The sequence below is a fragment of the Streptomyces sp. NPDC054770 genome (genome assembly GCF_053611985.1).
This window is the reverse complement of the sequence record NZ_JBSHBL010000001.1, coordinates 226,674-243,474: the sequence shown is the minus strand read 5'-3', so window position 1 is coordinate 243,474 and position 16,801 is coordinate 226,674. Positions and strand designations below refer to the sequence as shown.

Sequence of the window (16,801 nt, the reverse complement as noted above, 5' to 3'; positions counted from 1 at the left end):
GGCGCGTGCCCGGAGGCGGTGTCGCGGTGAGCAAGCCCGAGCTGGAGTTCCACCTCCCCGACGGCCCCTGGCGGACCCCGGCCGGTGCCGGTCCGGGGGTCGAGGAGCGCGTCCTGGCCGACGACCCGGAACGCGGATCCCGTACGGCGCTGGTCCGCTGGGCGCCCGGTGCCGACACCTCGGCGGCCGGCGTGACCCGCCACGACTTCTGGGAGGAGGTCTACCTGGTCGAGGGGGCGCTGCACGACCTGACGCTCGACCGGACCTTCACCGCCGGCATGTACGCCTGCCGCCCGCCCGGCATGCCGCACGGCCCCTGGACCTCCCGGGACGGCGTCACCATGCTGGTGATCACCTACCCGGCGGCCCAGGGCCGGCCCTGAGCGGACTCCGGACGGTGGTCGACGGCGGCGCACGCGGTGCGGAGGCCGCCGGTCGTCTCAGATCAGTTCGGGCAGCGGCGCCCGATGTCGTGCCGCCGGTTCCGCGGCCGGTTCCCAGTGCTTGACGGTGCGTATGTAGTCGTGGACCACCGAGACCATCGCGAGGACCAGGAGCGGTCCCGAGACCCAGGGATACCTGGCCATCTCCAGCGGCAGCCAGCGGTAGGACAGCAGGAGCGCGGCGAAGACCGCCGTACCGTGGGCGACCAGCCGGATGCCCGACGGGTCCCAGCCGCGGTCGTACGAGCGCAGGGCCGCCTCGACCGTGAGCGCGAACACCGCACCGGCCAGGAGGTCCGCGCCGTAGTGGTAGCCGAAGCCCAGCGTCGCGGTGAGCGTGGCGACCAGCCAGAACGCGCCGGCCCAGCGCAGCGCCCGGGGGGCCTGCCGGGAGTGCACGAAGATCGCGGTGGCCCACGCCGTGTGCAGGCTGGGCATGCAGTTCCGCGGGGTGAACCCGTCGTAGCGGAGGTGGTGCGGCGCCCTGACCGGCGGGGTGGTGTGCGGCCACAGGTGGGGCGCCGGCCAGTGTCCGCCGTGCGGCGGGTGCTCCGGCCAGAGGCTGACCGATGTCCAGTGGTCGGCGCCGGTGCCGTAGGCGAAGACCGGTCCGACCACCGGGAAGATCATGTAGATGGCCGGCCCGAGCAGGCCGATCACCAGGAAGGTGCGCACGAGATGGTGGCGCGGGAAGCGCCGTTCGGCCGCCACGCCGCGCAGTTGGTACAGCGCGACGGCGACCGCGGCCACGGCGAGCTGGCCGTAGACGACGTCGAGGAGGTTGAAGCCGACCGGGCCGGCGGCCGTGACGATCCGGCCCACCAGCCACGACGGGTTGCCCAGGGCGTGGTCGGTGGTGGCCACGTACTGGTCGAGCACCGTCGGGCGGGTCTTCGAGGTGATGAGCAGCCAGGTGTCGCCGGTCTTGCGGCCGGTCACCAGCAGCAGGCCCAGCCCGACGCCCTTCAGCAGCAGGGCGCGTTCCGGGCCGGTGCGGCGGGTCACGGCGACGACCGCGCAGCCGAGGATCACCCACAACGCGCCGTTGCCGAAGGGCTGGCCGTGGCCCACCCCGATGCCTAGTGCCCAACGGCCCGCGGCGAAGGCGAGGTCGACACCGATCGCGGCGCCGAGGGCGACGAACCGCTCCCGCCAGGGGAGCACCACCATCGTCAACGCCAGCCCGGCATACAGGAGAAAACCGGATTTGGGGGCGCAGATCACCTCTCTCGCCTGGGTGGTGATCGGCCCCGGCAGGCCGTAGTGCCGTGCGGCGACCTCCAGTGCGACGAGGAACGCGAAGGCCGTGGCGGCTGCCACGGCCCAGAGTCTGAGTGGTGTGTGTCTTCTCAAGGTTCGGCCGATGTGTCAGAGGTTGCGGGCGGGTTGCGGCAAAGTTGAAGGTCCTGTTCGACAAGGGGAGACGGAAAGTCCGCGGTCCGGGTTCCACCCTCGCCCGCAGAGGCCTGGCGGTCAATGGTGGGGTAACACGGGGTAAAGGGTTCGACATCGTCCGTTCAACGTACTTGATCTGTGCATGACCCGTTCGATGGGATGCGCGAAGACCACGTCGAGATCTCCTCGGAGACCGAGACCACTTCGTGAGACTCCGAATCGCAGGGGGATTCATGCACATAGCCCGTACCGGGCTGGGCGTCACGGCCGCCACGTCCGTCGCCGCCCTCGCGGCCACCGCGCTGACGGCTGCCGCGCCCACCGCCGTACCGCACACCCTCGCGGTACCGGCCGCCGTCGGGCACACCCTGGTGCACGGTGTGAGCAGCCCGCTCTCCAACGCGCAGTGCCAGGCCAAGTGGCAGATCAACTGCTACACCCCGCTCCAGTACCGCACCGCGTACGACCTGAACGCCCTGTACCGCAAGGGTGTTACGGGCAAGGGGCGCACCATCGTCATCGTCGACTCGTACGGTTCCCCGACCGTCCAGCACGACCTCGACGTCTACAGCAAGCAGTTCGGGCTGCCCAGCACCAAGGTGAAGGTCGTCAAGTGGGGGCACGTGCCCGCCTTCGACCCCAAGAACTCCGACATGACCGGCTGGGCCGGCGAGACCACGCTGGACGTCGAGATGGCGCACGCGGTGGCGCCGGCCGCGAAGATCGTCGTCGTCGAGACGGCGGTCTCCGAGACCGAGGGCACCACCGGTCTGCCGGAGATGATGGACGCCGAGAAGTACCTCATCGACCACAACGTCGGCGACGTCATCAGCCAGAGCTTCGGTGCCACCGAGAACACCTTCCCCGGGTTCGCCAAGGGCGACTTCTCCAGCATCAAGAAGCTGCGGTACGCCTTCCAGGACGCGAACCGCAAGCACGTCACCGTGCTCGCCGCCTCCGGTGACGGCGGCGCCACCGACCTCCAGGCGGACGGCAAGACGTACTACAAGAAGCGCGTCAACTCCTGGCCGTCCTCGGACCCGTTGGTCACCTCGATCGGCGGCACCCAGCTCCACCTGGACGACAAGGGCGACCGGGTCAAGCCGGACAGCGTCTACAACGACTACGGCTCCGGCGGTGGCGGCCAGTCCCACGTGTTCACCCGGCCGTCCTTCCAGAACGGCGTGAAGAAGCAGGTCGGCACCCGCCGCGGCACCCCGGACATCTCGATGTCCGCCGCGGTCAACGGGGGCGCCTGGATCTACTCCAGCTTCGACCCGACGGCCGTCGGCTGGGACGTCAGCGGCGGCACCAGCGAGGCCACACCGCTCTTCTCGGGCATCGTCGCCCTCGCCGACCAGGTGGCCGGCCACCGGCTGGGCAACATCCAGCAGAGCCTGTACGACCTCTACGCCCGCCACTCCAAGACCACCGGGGTCGTGGACGTCAACGACGGCACGAACAACAGCTACGAGGGCGTGACCGGCTACAAGGCGGTCAACGGCTACGACCTCGCCACCGGCATCGGCACCGTGGACGCCCTCCACTTCGTCCCGTCCCTGGCCAAGGACAAGCCCCGCACCTGACAAGAACCCACCCACAACCAACGGCCCGGGCCCCGCACCCGGGCCGTTCCCGTTCCCCCTTTCCGGCTGCCGGCCTCCGCGGCTGTCCCCCTCCCCGCTGTCCGCCTCCGCGACCGTCCCCCTCCGCGGGTGTCGTCCTCCGCGGCTGGCGGCCTCTCCGCTGTCCTCCTCCGCGACCGTCCGCCTCCCCGGCTGCCCCCCCGCCCCAGCTGTCGGTCTCTCCGCTGTCCGCCTCCGCGACCGTCCGCCTCCCCGGCTGCCCCCCCGCCCCAGCTGTCGGTCTCTCCGCTGTCCTCCTCCGCGCCTGTCGGCCTCTGCGGCTGTCCCCCTCTCCGCTGCCCTCTTCCGCGGCTGGCGGCCTCCCCGGCTGTCGCCCTCTGCGGCCGTCCGCCTCCCCGGCCGTCCTCCTCTGCGCCTGTCGACCTCCGCGGCTGTCCCCTCTCCCCGCTGTCCCCTCTCCCCGCCGTCCCCCTCCGGCCGTCTCCCTCCGCGGCTGTCCCCCCCAGCTGTCCCCTCAGCTGCCCCCCCAGCTGTCCCCCCTCCCCGCCCGCCCCCCTCCTCAGCCGGCGGAAGTGACGTGTGGGGGTGGGCGCAGGACGATGGGGGGAGGTGTGAGGAGGGTGGGGCGGTGAGATCGGGCGGTGAGCGGTATGGGTGATGCCACCCCGGCGAGCGGGAGCGGCGCCGTACCGCCCGCTCCGGCGGACCCGGCGGCCACGGCGGTCGTCGACGACCGGGGCGTCGTGACCGGATGGAGCGCGGGCGCCGAGCGGCTGCTCGGATATCCCTGCCAGGAGGCCGTCGGCAGCCCCGTCAGCCGGCTGGACGGCGGGGACGGGGAGGGGCTCGCGGCGCTGCGCGGGGGCGCGGCGACGGCCCTGCTCCGGCACCGGGACGGCCGGCCCGTGGCGGTGCGGGTGCGGGCGTACCCGTCGCTCGACGGAGAGGGCCGCGCCCAGCGGCTCCTCGTGGTGACGCCGGACGCGGTGACGGGCGACGAGGTGTTCGCCCAGTGCCGGCTGCCCGTGATGGTGTACGACGCCGGGCTGCGGGTCGTGAAGGCGAGCGCCGGTGCCGTGCGCGAACTCGGCCTGCGCGAGGAGTGGCTGCGCGGCCGGCACGTCGCCGACATCCTGCCGCCGCACCTGTGCCGGCGGATCGAGGACGGCATGGGCCGGGTGCTCGCGACGGGCGAGCCCGAGGAGTTCCACCTGCGGGGCCGGGTCCGGCCGGACGCCCCCGAGAAGGTCTGGTCCGTCGCGGTCTCCCCGGTCGTCACCCCGGCGGGGCGGGTCCGGCACGTGGAGGTCTCCGCGCTCGACGTCAGCGAGCAGTACCTGGCCAGGGAACGGCTCGCGCTGCTGAACGACGTCAGCGCCCGGGTGGGCAGCACCCTGGACGTGATGCGCACGGCGCAGGAGATGGCCGACCTGACGGTGGACCGGCTCGCCGACTTCATCACCGTCGACCTGCTCGACTCCCTGTGCCGCGGCGTCGAGCCGAGACCGTCCGGGACGGGCCGGGTCCCGCTGCGCCGCGCCGCGCAGCAGTCGGTGCTGCCCGGTGCGCCCGAGGCGGTGATCGAGCCGGGCGAGGTGGACGACTACCCGGCGTCCGCACCCCCGGTCCGCTGCCTGGCCACCGGCAGGTCCTCGCTGCACAACACCGCGGACGACGCCATCCGGGCCTGGGAACGCGCCGATCCCGAGCGGTCCGAAGTGGTCCGCCGGTTCGGGATCCACTCGGTCATGGTCATTCCGCTGCGCGCCCGCGGCATCACCATCGGGGTGGCGGTCCTGGTCCGGCACCGGCGCGAGGAGCCGTTCACCCGCGACGACCTGCTGCTGGCCGAGGAGATCGCCGCGCGGGCCGCCGTGGCCGTGGACAACGCCCGCCGCTACACCCTGGAACGCGGCACCGCGCTGGCCCTCCAGCGCAGCCTCCTGCCGCACCGGATCTCGGCCCAGGACGCGGTCGAGGTGGCCCACCGCTACCAGCCGGCCCGTACCCGGGCGGGACCGGGCGGCGACTGGTTCGACGTGATCCCGCTCTCCGGCGCCAGGGTCGCCCTGGTGGCGGGCGACGTGGTGGGCCACGGACTGCGGGCGTCGGCAACCATGGGCCGGCTGCGGACCGCGGTGCGCACCCTGGCAGACGTCGACCTGCCCGCCGACGAACTGCTCACCCACCTCGACGACCTGGTCACCCTGCTGGCGGCCGAGGAGGAGAGCAGCGCGGAACACGAACCCCACCTCGAAGCGTGCACCGATCTCATCGCCACCTGCCTGTACGTGGTCTACGACCCGGTCTCCCGCCGGTGCACGGCCGCCAGCGCGGGCCATCCGCCGCCCGCCGTCGTCGGGCCGGACGGCCCGGCGGACTTCCTCGACGTGCCGCCCGGCCCGCCGCTGGGCGCGGGCGGGCTGCCCTTCGAGACCGCCGAGCGGGAACTGGCCCCGGGCAGCCTCCTCGCGCTGTACACCGACGGCCTGGTCCAGGACGCCCGGCACGATCTGGGCAGCGGTCTGGCGCGGCTGCGCCGCTCCCTGGACCGGGTCGCGGCCCGGCCGCTGGAGGAGCTGTGCGACGAGCTGCTCCGGACGCTGCTGCCCGCGCAGCCCCAGGACGACGTCGCCCTGCTCGTCGCGCGCACCCGGGCGCTCGACGCCGGCCGGGTCGCCACCTGGGACCTGCCCTCCGACCCGGCCGCCGTCGCCGACGTCCGGGCCCGGGTGCTGGCCCGGCTGGCGGACTGGCGGCTGCCGGACGTGGCGTTCACGGCCGAGCTGGTGGTCAGCGAGCTCGTCACGAACGCCATCCGTTACGGGCAACCGCCCGTCCAGCTCCGGCTGCTCCGCGGGACCAGCCTGATCTGCGAGGTCTCCGACGCCAGCGGCACCGCCCCGCACCTGCGCCGGGCCCGCACCTACGACGAGGGCGGCCGCGGCCTGCTGCTCGTCGCCGGGCTCGCCCGCCGCTGGGGCACCCGCCACCAGCCCGCCGGCAAGACCATCTGGGCCGAGATCGAACTCCCCGGCCGGCCGGAGGGCGGTCGGCGGGCCGATGGCGCGTCGCCGGCGGGCGACGACGTCGCTACCGATCAGTAGCGACAGCGAAGATGGCGAAGACTGCGAAGGTGCTGCGGAGGTACTGCGGAGGCGGCGAAGTACCGGATATGGATGGCCTGTTGCCCGGAACGTGCCGCTCCGGCCCGTCCGTGGTTCCTGGTCCGCCACCCCTGTGAACTCCCGCCGTACCAGGCTGACCTGCGAGAACCGCCCCGCGGCCGCAGGTTGTGGGATGACGTGCACGGCACGGGCCAACTGCTCTTTTGTCCTTACGTCTTGACGTACCCGGTCACTACGCGTTTGCTTCCTTCACACCGTCGGTTGCCCATGACGCTCCCCAAATCTGGAAGGCGCCTGATGTGAGCGCTCCTACCCTCCGCGGGATCCCCCTGCCCCGCCTTGCGATAACCCTGGCCGCCTCCGCGTCCGCCCTCACGCTCACCGCGTGCGGCGTCGTCGACGGCATCGGCGGCGGCGACACCTCCGCGTCCCCGACGAAGGGCGACGACATCACGGTGGGGCTGCTCCTGCCCGACAAGGACACGGCCCGCTTCGAGGCCTTCGACCACCCCATCTTCAAGAAGGAGGTCGCGACCCTCACGCACGGCAAGGGCAAGGTCGACTACGCCAACGCCGAGGCGAGCCAGGAGAAGCAGAGCCGGCAGTTCCAGGAGATGGTGGCCAAGAAGGTCGACATCATCGTGGTGGACGCGCTGGACGCCAAGGCCATCGCACCGGACGTCCAGAAGGCGAAGGACGCCGGCATCCCCGTCATCGCCTACGACCGGCTCGCCCAGGGCCCGATCGACGCCTACGTCTCGCACGACAACGAACTCGTCGGCGAGGTCCAGGCCCGCGCCATCATCGAGGCGCTCGGCAGCAAGGCCGCCACCAGCAAGATCGTCATGATGAACGGCGACCCCGCGGACCCCAACACGGCGAAGTTCAAGGACGGCGCCCTCAGCGAACTCAAGGGCAAGGTCCGGATCGCCGAGGAGTACGACACCGACAAGTGGTCGCCCGCGGTCGCCGAGGCCAACATGAAGAAGGCGATCCAGGCCGTCGGCCTGAGCAACATCGCCGCCGTCTACTCGGCCAACGACGGCATGGCCGGAGCCGTCATCGACGCGCTGAAGAGTGCGGGCGCCACCACGATCCCCCCGGTGACCGGGCAGGACGCGAACCTGGACGCGGTGCAGCGGGTGGTCACGGGCGAGCAGTACATGACCGTGTACAAGTCGTTCCTGGACGAGGCCACCGACGCCGCGCAGATGGCGGTGTACAAGGTGCAGGGCCGTGACATCCAGTACGACGCGCTGACCCAGGACAAGGTCGACAGCCCGACCCAGAAGGACATTCCCGCGACGCTCGTGCCGGTGGTGGCCCTCACGAAGGACAACATCAAGGACACGGTGATCGCGGACGGCGTCTACACCGTCGCCGACATCTGCACCCCGAAGTACCGGTCGGCGTGCGACGCGATCGGCCTGAAGTAGCGGGGAAGTGCGGGGCGATCAGGCCGCCGAGCCCTCTGACGGCGGCGGCGGGGGCGCTGCCAGGAGGAACTCCACCACGGCCAGGACGAACAGCAGGCACAGGGCGATGCCGACCACCACCCAGCCGGTGGGGTACGGCCACAGCAGGTAGACCAGTACCGCCACGGCCACCAGGACCCAGGTGATCCAGGCGCGGTACCGGCGTACGAAGGGACCGACCGGGCCGGTGCGCAGTCCGGCGCGGTCGGCGGTGCCGCGTACCGCGCCGATCCCGGACGTCCACAGGCCACGGACCAGCCCGGCGTACCGGCCCGGTCCGGTGAGCCAGGCGGCCAGGGCGACGACGACGCCGAGGGCCACGACCACGCGCACGCCGGTCCGCAGGAAGTGGGTGAGCGCGTCGTAGACGGCGGCCGCCGCGCCGGGGGAGACGCCCGCGGGCAGCCGGTCCAGGTAGAACACCCGGAACACGCGCAGCCCGATGCCGAGCAGCCCGGTGGCGACGGCGACCCCGAGGCAGCCCGCCACCAGGGCCCGGCGCCGCCGGACCGCGAGCAGCACCCCGGCGGCGACGAGCAGCACGGCCAGCACGGGCAGCCAGTTCCCGGCGAGCTGGAGCAGCCGTACGTAGGTCTTGACCTTGCCGACCTGGTCGGACCTGACGAGGGTGAAGTCGGTGTGCACGGCGGGGATGTGCTCGGCGGGGGTCAGCCCGGCGGCGACGAGCCGCTGCTTGACCTGGTCCACCAGGGGCCCGATGTCGAGGGTGACGCTGTCGCCGGTCAGCTGCACCGCACCGCCGCCGCTGCCGGTGAGCGCCTTGTCGAGACTGCTGTGGATCCGGCGGTTGGCGTCGGTCCAGACGGTCCGGAACGCGTCGGACGCGGCGACCTCGCGGGCCTTGTCGTGGACGAAGCTGCGTACCGCCCCTTCGAGGGCGTCACCGAGGTGGCCGCCCAGCGCCTGCTGGAGGCGGGGCCGGTCCGCGGGCGCCACGTCGGCGAGCAGGGCGGGCAGGTCCAGGTGGCTCATGAGCGCGTCGGTGGCCCGGTCGGCCACGGCGTTCTGCACGTCGGGGTTCGAGGCGAGCGGGGCGACCGTGCTGACGTAGCGGTCGGTGTCGCCCACCTGGTCGGCCGCCCACGAGGCGACCACGGAGAGCGGGGCGAGCAGACAGCCGACGACGATCAGGACGGCCGCGAGGAGGCTTCTGGCGTGGTGCCGGGGCGGCCGGGCCCGTTCCTTCTCCAGGGCCGCGACCCGGGCCCGCAGTTCCCGGACGTCGTCGGACCGGTCGGCTCCGCCGTCCGCGTGCCCGCTGTCCTCCGTCACCCGTACCTCCAGATCGCTCCGGCCCTCCTCCAGCCGAACCGCCGGAGAGCGCACGCGCGAGCAGGGGTGGGCCGTCCGGGTCACGGCGCGGTCGGCCGTGCCGTGACGTCGGCAGCCGGGGAAACCGGAACGCCCCCCGGCCCGCACAGGGCCGAGGGGCGTTCCGGACGAACGGGCTACTTCACCGGCTCCGGCTCCGGAGCGGGCTCCTGCTCCGCCTCGCCGGCCGGGTCGACCGGGGTGCGGACCGAGTCGAGGAGCAGCTGGGCCACGTCCACGACCTGGATGGACTCCTTCGCCTTGCCGTCGTTCTTCTTGCCGTTGACCGAGTCGGTCAGCATGACCAGGCAGAACGGGCAGGCGGTGGAGACGATGTCGGGGTTCACGGACAGGGCCTCGTCGACGCGCTCGTTGTTGATGCGCTTGCCGATCCGCTCCTCCATCCACATCCGCGCGCCACCGGCGCCACAGCAGAAGCCGCGTTCCTTGTGGCGGTGCATCTCCTCGTTGCGCAGGCCCGGGACCTTGCCGATGATCTCGCGCGGGGGCGTGTAGATCTTGTTGTGGCGGCCCAGGTAGCAGGGGTCGTGGTAGGTGATGATGCCCTCGACCGGGGTGACCGGGACCAGCTTGCCCTCGTCCACCAGGTGCTGGAGCAGCTGGGTGTGGTGGATGACCTCGTAGTCGCCGCCGAGCTGCGGGTACTCGTTGCCGAGCGTGTTGAGGCAGTGCGGGCAGGTGGCGACGATCTTCTTGGCCGACTTGGGCTTCTTCGTCGCCGGGTCCTCGTCGTCCTCGCCGAACGCCATGTTCAGCGCGGCCACGTTCTCCATGCCGAGCTCCTGGAACAGGGGCTCGTTGCCCAGGCGGCGGGCGGAGTCGCCGGTGCACTTCTCGTCGCCGCCCATGATCGCGAACTTGACGCCCGCGATGTGCAGCAGCTCGGCGAAGGCCTTCGTGGTCTTCTTGGCGCGGTCCTCCAGGGAGCCCGCGCAACCGACCCAGTACAGGTACTCGACCTCGGTGAGGTCCTCGATGTCCTTGCCGACGACCGGGACCTCGAAGTCGACCTCCTTGAGCCACTCCAGGCGCTGCTTCTTCGCCAGGCCCCAGGGGTTGCCCTTCTTCTCCAGGTTCTTGAGCATCGTGCCCGCCTCGGACGGGAAGGCGCTCTCGATCATGACCTGGTAGCGGCGCATGTCGACGATGTGGTCGACGTGCTCGATGTCGACCGGGCACTGCTCGACGCAGGCACCGCAGGTGGTGCAGGACCACAGCACGTCCGGGTCGATGACGCCGTTCTCCTCGGCGGTGCCGATGAGGGGGCGCTCGGCCTCGGCGAGGGCGGCCGCGGGGACGTCCTTCAGCTGCTCCTCGGACGCCTTCTCCTCGCCCTCCGCGGTCTTGCCGCCGCCGGCCAGCAGGTAGGGCGCCTTGGCGTGCGCGTTGTCCCGCAGCGACATGATCAGCAGCTTGGGGGAGAGCGGCTTGCCGGTGTTCCAGGCCGGGCACTGCGACTGGCAGCGGCCGCACTCAGTGCAGGTGGAGAAGTCGAGCAGGCCCTTCCAGGAGAACTGCTCGACCTGGGAGACGCCGAAGACGTCGTCGTCACCGGGGTCGGTGAAGTCGATCGCCTTGCCGCCGGAGGTCATCGGGAGCAGGGCGCCGAGCGAGGTCTCGCCCGTCGCGTTCCGCTTGAACCAGATGTTCGGGAAGGCCAGGAAGCGGTGCCAGGCGACGCCCATGTCGGTCTTCAGGGCGACCACGATCATCCAGATGAACGAGGTCGCGATCTTCAGGCCGGCGAAGAAGTAGGTGAGGTTCTGGAGCGTGGAGACGTCCATGCCGCGGAACCAGGACACCACCGGGTACGAGATGAAGAACGACGCCTCGTAGGAGTCCACGTGGTGCTGGGCGCCCTCCAGGGCGTGCAGCGTGAAGATGCAGACGCCGACGATCAGGATGACCGTCTCGACGAAGTACGCCTGGCCGAAGTTGGAGCCGGCGAACCGGGACTTGCGGCCCGGCCGGTTCGGCTTGCTCAGCTGGCGGACGGCGATCAGCACGAGGATGCCGAGGACCGTCATGGTGCCGATGAACTCGACGAACATGTTGTACGGCGCCCAGTCGCCGATGACCGGCAGGATCCAGTCGGCCTGGAACAGCTGGCCGACGGCGTTGACGATCGTCAGCAGGAGCGAGAAGAAGCCGACCGCGACGAACCAGTGCGCCACGCCCACGATGCCCCAGCGGTTCATCCGGGTGTGGCCGAGGAACTCCCTGACCACCGTGACGGTCCGCTGGACCGGCTCGTCGGTGCGGGTGCCTGCGGGCACGTTCTGGCCGAGCCGCATGAAGTTGTAGATCTGCAGGACGGCGCGGGCGAACAACGCCACGCCGACCACGATCAGAACCAGCGACACGATGATCGCGGCGAGTTGCATGGGGGCTCCTCGGGCCTGCGAGGGGTCTCTTCGGGTCTCTTCACAGAGGGTTCCCGAAATTACTAAGCGGTAACTTATGCAGTCGGTTCGAGACTACCCGCATCTTTACTCGCACTGTAGCCAGGTGCGGGGTGATCTGGATCGCTGAGGTCTGCCTGGGCGGCACGCCCCAACCTGATCGTGTTATTCGTACGGAATTGTTACATTCAGGTCTAATTTGGACCTGTGCTCTACGGGATCGCCGCCGCCACCACCGCCTTCCTGCTCGCCGCCTTCCTCGCCGCGCTGATCCGGCCGTGCGCCCTGCGGCTCGGGCTGGTCGACCGCAGGCGGGCGCGCCGGGTGCCCGCCCTGGGCGGCCTGGCGATGGTCGGCGCCACCTGTCTGGTCGCGTTCGCCGGCGACTGGACCGGTGTCGCCCCGCTCGGCACCGGCGTCGGGGAGCTGGTGGCCGCCGGGGGAGCCGTGGCGCTGCTCGGGGTGGTCGCCGACGTGTGGCGGCTGAAGACGCGGTTCCTGCTGTTCGGTACGGCGGTGGCGGCCGCGTGCGTCGTGCCGTACGGCGAGTTCGGCGTCGCCGGCGGGCTGCTCGGCGCCGGGTGGATCGCCTTCGTCGCCGTCGCCTTCAAGGGGCTCGACCATGCGGACGGGCTCGCGGGGACCGTCGGGGTGGTCACCGCCTTCGGGGTGGGCGCCTGTGCCGCCGCCGAGGTGATGGACGGACTCGCCGTGCTGCTCAGCGTGCTCGCCGCCGCGCTCACCGGCTTCCTGCTGCACAACTGGCATCCCGCCCGGATCGCGCTCGGCGCCACCGGCTCGCTGTTCGCCGGGTTCGTGCTGGCCGCGGCCGCGCTGGTGACCCGGGCCGGGCACGATCCGGTCGCGAGCGCGGACGTGCTGTTCGCGCTCACGGCCGTCGCCGGCGCCGACGTACTGCTCGTCGTCCTGTCGCGGCTGCTCGCCGGGCGGCCGGTGCTGCGGCGCGGGCCCGACCATCTCGCGCACCGGCTGCGGCGACTCGGGCTCACCTCGCCGGGGGCCACCGTCGCCCTCGGCGCCTGCTCCTTCGCCGGGGTGCTCGTCGGGGTGCTCGTGCACGGCGGCTGGGTGGGCCGGACCGGCGCCACCTGCGTCGCCTGCGTCACCTTCAGCATCGTCCTGCTACTCCTTCGGGTTCCGGTCTACGGGCCCAAGGGGCTGGAATCCACGCAGGTCAGCGGCCACTTGCGTGTAAGGAGCGGATAAGACTTGAGTCCGCCTCACTCAGGTCTGTTGACCCAGGGCGAGGCTTGATGCACACTTGAGTCCGTTCCACTCAAGTCAGCTGGAGGAAATCACCATGGCACGTGCGGTCGGCATCGACCTGGGCACGACTAACTCCGTCGTCAGCGTTCTTGAAGGCGGCGAGCCCACCGTCATCACCAACGCCGAGGGTGCCCGGACCACGCCGTCCGTCGTCGCCTTCGCGAAGAACGGCGAGGTTCTGGTCGGCGAGGTCGCCAAGCGCCAGGCGGTCACCAACGTGGACCGGACGATCCGGTCCGTGAAGCGTCACATGGGTACCGACTGGAAGATCCAGCTGGACGGGAAGGACTTCAACCCCCAGCAGATCTCCGCGTTCATCCTGCAGAAGCTCAAGCGGGATGCCGAGGCCTACCTGGGCGAGAAGGTGACCGACGCGGTCATCACCGTCCCGGCCTACTTCAACGACTCCGAGCGCCAGGCGACGAAGGAAGCCGGCGAGATCGCGGGCCTGAACGTCCTGCGCATCGTGAACGAGCCCACCGCGGCCGCGCTCGCGTACGGCCTCGACAAGGACGACCAGACGATCCTCGTCTTCGACCTCGGTGGCGGCACCTTCGACGTGTCCCTCCTGGAGATCGGCGACGGCGTCGTCGAGGTGAAGGCCACCAACGGCGACAACCACCTCGGTGGTGACGACTGGGACCAGCGCGTCGTCGACTACCTGGTCAAGCAGTTCGCCGCCGGTCACGGCGTGGACCTCGGCAAGGACAAGATGGCCCTCCAGCGCCTCCGCGAGGCCGCCGAGAAGGCCAAGATCGAGCTGTCCAGCTCCACCGAGACCTCGATCAACCTGCCCTACATCACCGCCTCCGCCGAGGGCCCCCTGCACCTCGACGAGAAGCTCACCCGCGCCCAGTTCCAGCAGCTGACCGCGGACCTCCTGGAGCGCTGCAAGACGCCGTTCCACAACGTCATCAAGGACGCCGGCATCCAGCTCGGCGAGATCGACCACGTCGTTCTCGTCGGCGGCTCCACCCGGATGCCCGCCGTCGCCGAGCTCGTCAAGGAGCTGACCGGCGGCAAGGACGCCAACAAGGGCGTGAACCCGGACGAGGTCGTCGCCATCGGCGCCGCTCTCCAGGCCGGTGTCCTCAAGGGTGAGGTCAAGGACGTCCTGCTCCTCGACGTGACCCCGCTGTCCCTCGGTATCGAGACCAAGGGCGGCATCATGACCAAGCTCATCGAGCGGAACACGACGATCCCGACCAAGCGGTCCGAGATCTTCACCACCGCCGAGGACAACCAGCCCTCCGTCCAGATCCAGGTCTACCAGGGCGAGCGCGAGATCGCGGCGTACAACAAGAAGCTCGGCATGTTCGAGCTGACCGGTCTGCCGCCGGCCCCGCGCGGTGTCCCGCAGATCGAGGTCGCCTTCGACATCGACGCCAACGGCATCATGCACGTGACCGCGAAGGACCTCGGCACGGGCAAGGAGCAGAAGATGACCGTCACCGGCGGCTCCTCGCTGCCGAAGGACGAGGTCGACCGGATGCGCCAGGAGGCCGAGCAGTACGCGGAGGAGGACCACCGCCGCCGCGAGGCCGCCGAGACCCGCAACCAGGGCGAGCAGCTCGTCTACCAGACCGAGAAGTTCCTCAAGGACAACGAGGACAAGGTCCCGGGCGAGATCAAGACCGAGGTCGAGGAGTCCATCGCCGAGCTGAAGGAGACGCTCAAGGGCGAGGACACCGCCGAGATCCGCACCGCCACCGAGAAGGTCGCGGCCGTCTCCCAGAAGCTGGGCCAGGCCATGTACGCCGACGCCCAGGCCTCCGGGGCCACCGCCGGCGCCGCGCCTGCCGGTGACGCCGCCGACGACGTGGTGGACGCCGAGATCGTCGACGACGAGCGCAAGGACGGTGCCGCGTGACGGAGGAGACCCCGGGCTTCGAGGAGAAGCCCGACGTCCCCTCCGGCGCCACCCCCGACGACGCCGCGCCGAAGGCCGCTCCCTCCCAGGGGGCGGCCCCGGCCGGGGACTCAAGCGCACAGTTGGCCGGTCTGACGGCCCAGCTGGACCAGGTACGCACCGCGCTCGGCGAGCGCACCACCGACCTCCAGCGCCTCCAGGCCGAGTACCAGAACTACCGCCGCCGAGTGGAGCGCGACCGGATCACGGTCCGGGAGATCGCCATCGCGAACCTCCTGACCGAACTCCTGCCGGTGCTCGACGACATCGGCCGCGCCCGGGAACACGGCGAACTGGTCGGCGGTTTCAAGTCGGTGGCCGAGTCGCTCGAAACGGTCGCGGCGAAGATGGGGCTGCAGCAGTTCGGCAAGGAGGGCGAGCCCTTCGACCCGACGATCCACGAGGCGCTGATGCACAGCTACGCGCCGGACGTCACCGAGACGACGTGCGTGGCGATTCTCCAGCCCGGGTATCGCATCGGCGAGCGCACCATCCGCCCCGCGCGGGTGGCGGTCGCCGAACCGCAGCCGGGAGCCACCCCGGTGAAGGCCGAGGGGACCGAAGAGGCCCCCGCGGCCGAGGAGAAGGACAACGGCCCTGAGGAGGGCTGACGTAATAACGACCGAGCGGAAGGAGGGGCGTCGGGGATGAGCACCAAGGACTTCATCGAGAAGGACTACTACAAGGTCCTCGGCGTCCCCAAGGACGCCACCGAGGCCGAGATCAAGAAGGCCTACCGGAAACTCGCCCGCGAGTTCCACCCGGACGCCAACAAGGGCAACGCCAAGGCCGAGGAGCGCTTCAAGGAGATCTCCGAGGCGAACGACATCCTCGGCGACCCCAAGAAGCGCAAGGAGTACGACGAGGCACGCGCCCTCTTCGGCAACGGCGGTTTCCGCCCGGGGCCGGGCGCGGGCGGCGGCAACTTCAACTTCGACCTGGGCGACCTCTTCGGGGGCAACGCGCAACAGCAGGGCGGGGGCGGCTTCGGCGGCGGGTTCGGCGACGTCCTGGGGGGCCTGTTCAACCGGGGCGGCGGCACGGCCGGCCGTACCCAGCCACGGCGCGGCCAGGACATCGAGTCCGAGGTCACGCTGAGCTTCACGGAGGCCATCGAGGGCGCCACGGTCCCGCTGCGGATGTCCTCGCAGTCCCCCTGCAAGGCCTGTTCGGGCACCGGCGACGCGAACGGCACCCCGCGGGTGTGCCCGACCTGCGTCGGCACCGGCCAGGTGGCGCGGGGATCCGGCGGCGGCTTCTCGCTCACCGACCCCTGCCCGGACTGCAAGGGCCGCGGCCTGATCGCGGAGAACCCCTGCCCGGACTGCAAGGGCAGCGGCCGCGCCAAGTCGTCCCGGACCATGCAGGTCCGCATCCCCGCCGGGGTGACGGACGGCCAGCGCATCCGGCTGCGCGGCAAGGGCGCACCGGGCGAGCGCGGCGGCCCGGCCGGCGACCTGTACGTGATGGTCCACGTGGACGTGCACCCGGTGTTCGGCCGCAAGGACGACAACCTCACGGTGACCGTCCCGGTGACCTTCACCGAGGCGGCGCTCGGCGGCGAGGTCAGGGTCCCGACCCTGGGCGGGCCGCCGGTCACCCTGAAGCTGCCCCCGGGCACGCCCAACGGCCGCACCATGCGCGCCCGTGGCAAGGGCGCGGTCCGCAAGGACGGCACCCGCGGCGACCTGCTGGTCACCGTCGAGGTGAGTGTCCCCAAGGACCTGTCGGGGAAGGCTCGTGACGCGCTGGAGGCGTATCGCGAGGCGACCGCGGGCGAGGACCCGCGGGCCGAGCTGTTCGAGGCCGCGAAGGGAGCATGA

General features: G+C 71.2%; 11 protein-coding genes. 8 read left to right on the top strand and 3 right to left on the bottom strand.

Features of this window, described 5'->3' with window-relative positions; translation table 11 throughout:
• Positions 1–26 precede the first annotated feature (26 nt).
• Complete coding sequence (locus ACWGKQ_RS01020; RefSeq protein ID WP_453289731.1) at positions 27–383, top strand: cupin domain-containing protein; 357 nt, start codon at positions 27–29, stop codon at positions 381–383.
• 57 nt (positions 384–440) lie between these two features.
• Here ACWGKQ_RS01020 and ACWGKQ_RS01015 read toward each other — a convergent pair whose 3' ends face one another.
• Positions 441–1,763: a phosphatase PAP2 family protein gene (locus ACWGKQ_RS01015; RefSeq protein WP_453289730.1), complete on the bottom strand. Its 1,323-nt coding sequence runs from the start codon at positions 1,761–1,763 to the stop codon at positions 441–443.
• A 308-nt stretch (positions 1,764–2,071) separates the two neighbouring features.
• On the opposite strand from ACWGKQ_RS01015, the gene ACWGKQ_RS01010 reads away from it, so the two are divergent.
• The 3 genes from ACWGKQ_RS01010 (at position 2,072) to ACWGKQ_RS01000 (ending at position 7,988) form a co-directional block, all read left to right on the top strand.
• A complete protein-coding gene (locus ACWGKQ_RS01010) occupies positions 2,072–3,424 on the top strand; it encodes a S53 family peptidase (RefSeq protein WP_453289729.1) in 1,353 nt (450 codons plus the stop codon).
• 650 nt (positions 3,425–4,074) lie between these two features.
• Positions 4,075–6,531: a SpoIIE family protein phosphatase gene (locus tag ACWGKQ_RS01005; RefSeq protein WP_453289728.1), complete on the top strand. Its 2,457-nt coding sequence runs from the start codon at positions 4,075–4,077 to the stop codon at positions 6,529–6,531.
• Positions 6,532–6,851: 320 nt separating this feature from the next.
• Positions 6,852–7,988 (top strand): sugar ABC transporter substrate-binding protein, encoded by a 1,137-nt coding sequence (locus ACWGKQ_RS01000; RefSeq protein ID WP_453289727.1) that lies wholly within the window; start codon positions 6,852–6,854, stop codon positions 7,986–7,988.
• A gap of 18 nt (positions 7,989–8,006) precedes the next feature.
• Here the strand turns inward: ACWGKQ_RS01000 and ACWGKQ_RS00995 are convergent, their stop codons facing one another.
• A complete protein-coding gene (locus tag ACWGKQ_RS00995) occupies positions 8,007–9,320 on the bottom strand; it encodes a hypothetical protein (protein ID WP_453289726.1) in 1,314 nt (437 codons plus the stop codon).
• Between the two features lie 176 nt (positions 9,321–9,496).
• On the bottom strand, positions 9,497–11,764 hold the full coding sequence (locus tag ACWGKQ_RS00990) for a (Fe-S)-binding protein (RefSeq protein ID WP_453289725.1): 2,268 nt from the start codon (positions 11,762–11,764) through the stop codon (positions 9,497–9,499).
• A 225-nt stretch (positions 11,765–11,989) separates the two neighbouring features.
• On the opposite strand from ACWGKQ_RS00990, the gene ACWGKQ_RS00985 reads away from it, so the two are divergent.
• The 4 genes from ACWGKQ_RS00985 to dnaJ all read left to right on the top strand — a co-directional run bounded on the left by ACWGKQ_RS00985 (position 11,990) and on the right by dnaJ (position 16,801).
• Complete coding sequence (locus ACWGKQ_RS00985; RefSeq protein WP_453289724.1) at positions 11,990–13,009, top strand: MraY family glycosyltransferase; 1,020 nt, start codon at positions 11,990–11,992, stop codon at positions 13,007–13,009.
• Between the two features lie 94 nt (positions 13,010–13,103).
• Complete coding sequence (dnaK, locus tag ACWGKQ_RS00980; RefSeq protein WP_453289723.1) at positions 13,104–14,939, top strand: molecular chaperone DnaK; 1,836 nt, start codon at positions 13,104–13,106, stop codon at positions 14,937–14,939.
• Positions 14,936–15,589, top strand: coding sequence for a nucleotide exchange factor GrpE (gene grpE / locus ACWGKQ_RS00975; protein ID WP_453289722.1), 654 nt, complete (start codon positions 14,936–14,938; stop codon positions 15,587–15,589). The genes dnaK and grpE overlap by 4 nt, the downstream gene beginning before the upstream one ends.
• Before the next feature lie 36 nt (positions 15,590–15,625).
• Positions 15,626–16,801 (top strand): molecular chaperone DnaJ, encoded by a 1,176-nt coding sequence (gene dnaJ / locus ACWGKQ_RS00970; protein ID WP_453289721.1) that lies wholly within the window; start codon positions 15,626–15,628, stop codon positions 16,799–16,801.

Excerpts from the sequence above, each read along its gene's own strand:
- ACWGKQ_RS01010 (WP_453289729.1), top strand. The coding sequence starts at position 2,072 with ATGCACATAGCCCGTACCGGGCTGGGCGTCACGGCCGCCACGTCCGTC.
- ACWGKQ_RS01005 (WP_453289728.1), top strand. The coding sequence starts at position 4,075 with ATGGGTGATGCCACCCCGGCGAGCGGGAGCGGCGCCGTACCGCCCGCT.
- ACWGKQ_RS00990 (WP_453289725.1), bottom strand. The coding sequence starts at position 11,764 with ATGCAACTCGCCGCGATCATCGTGTCGCTGGTTCTGATCGTGGTCGGC.
- dnaK (WP_453289723.1), top strand. The coding sequence starts at position 13,104 with ATGGCACGTGCGGTCGGCATCGACCTGGGCACGACTAACTCCGTCGTC.
- dnaJ (WP_453289721.1), top strand. The coding sequence starts at position 15,626 with ATGAGCACCAAGGACTTCATCGAGAAGGACTACTACAAGGTCCTCGGC.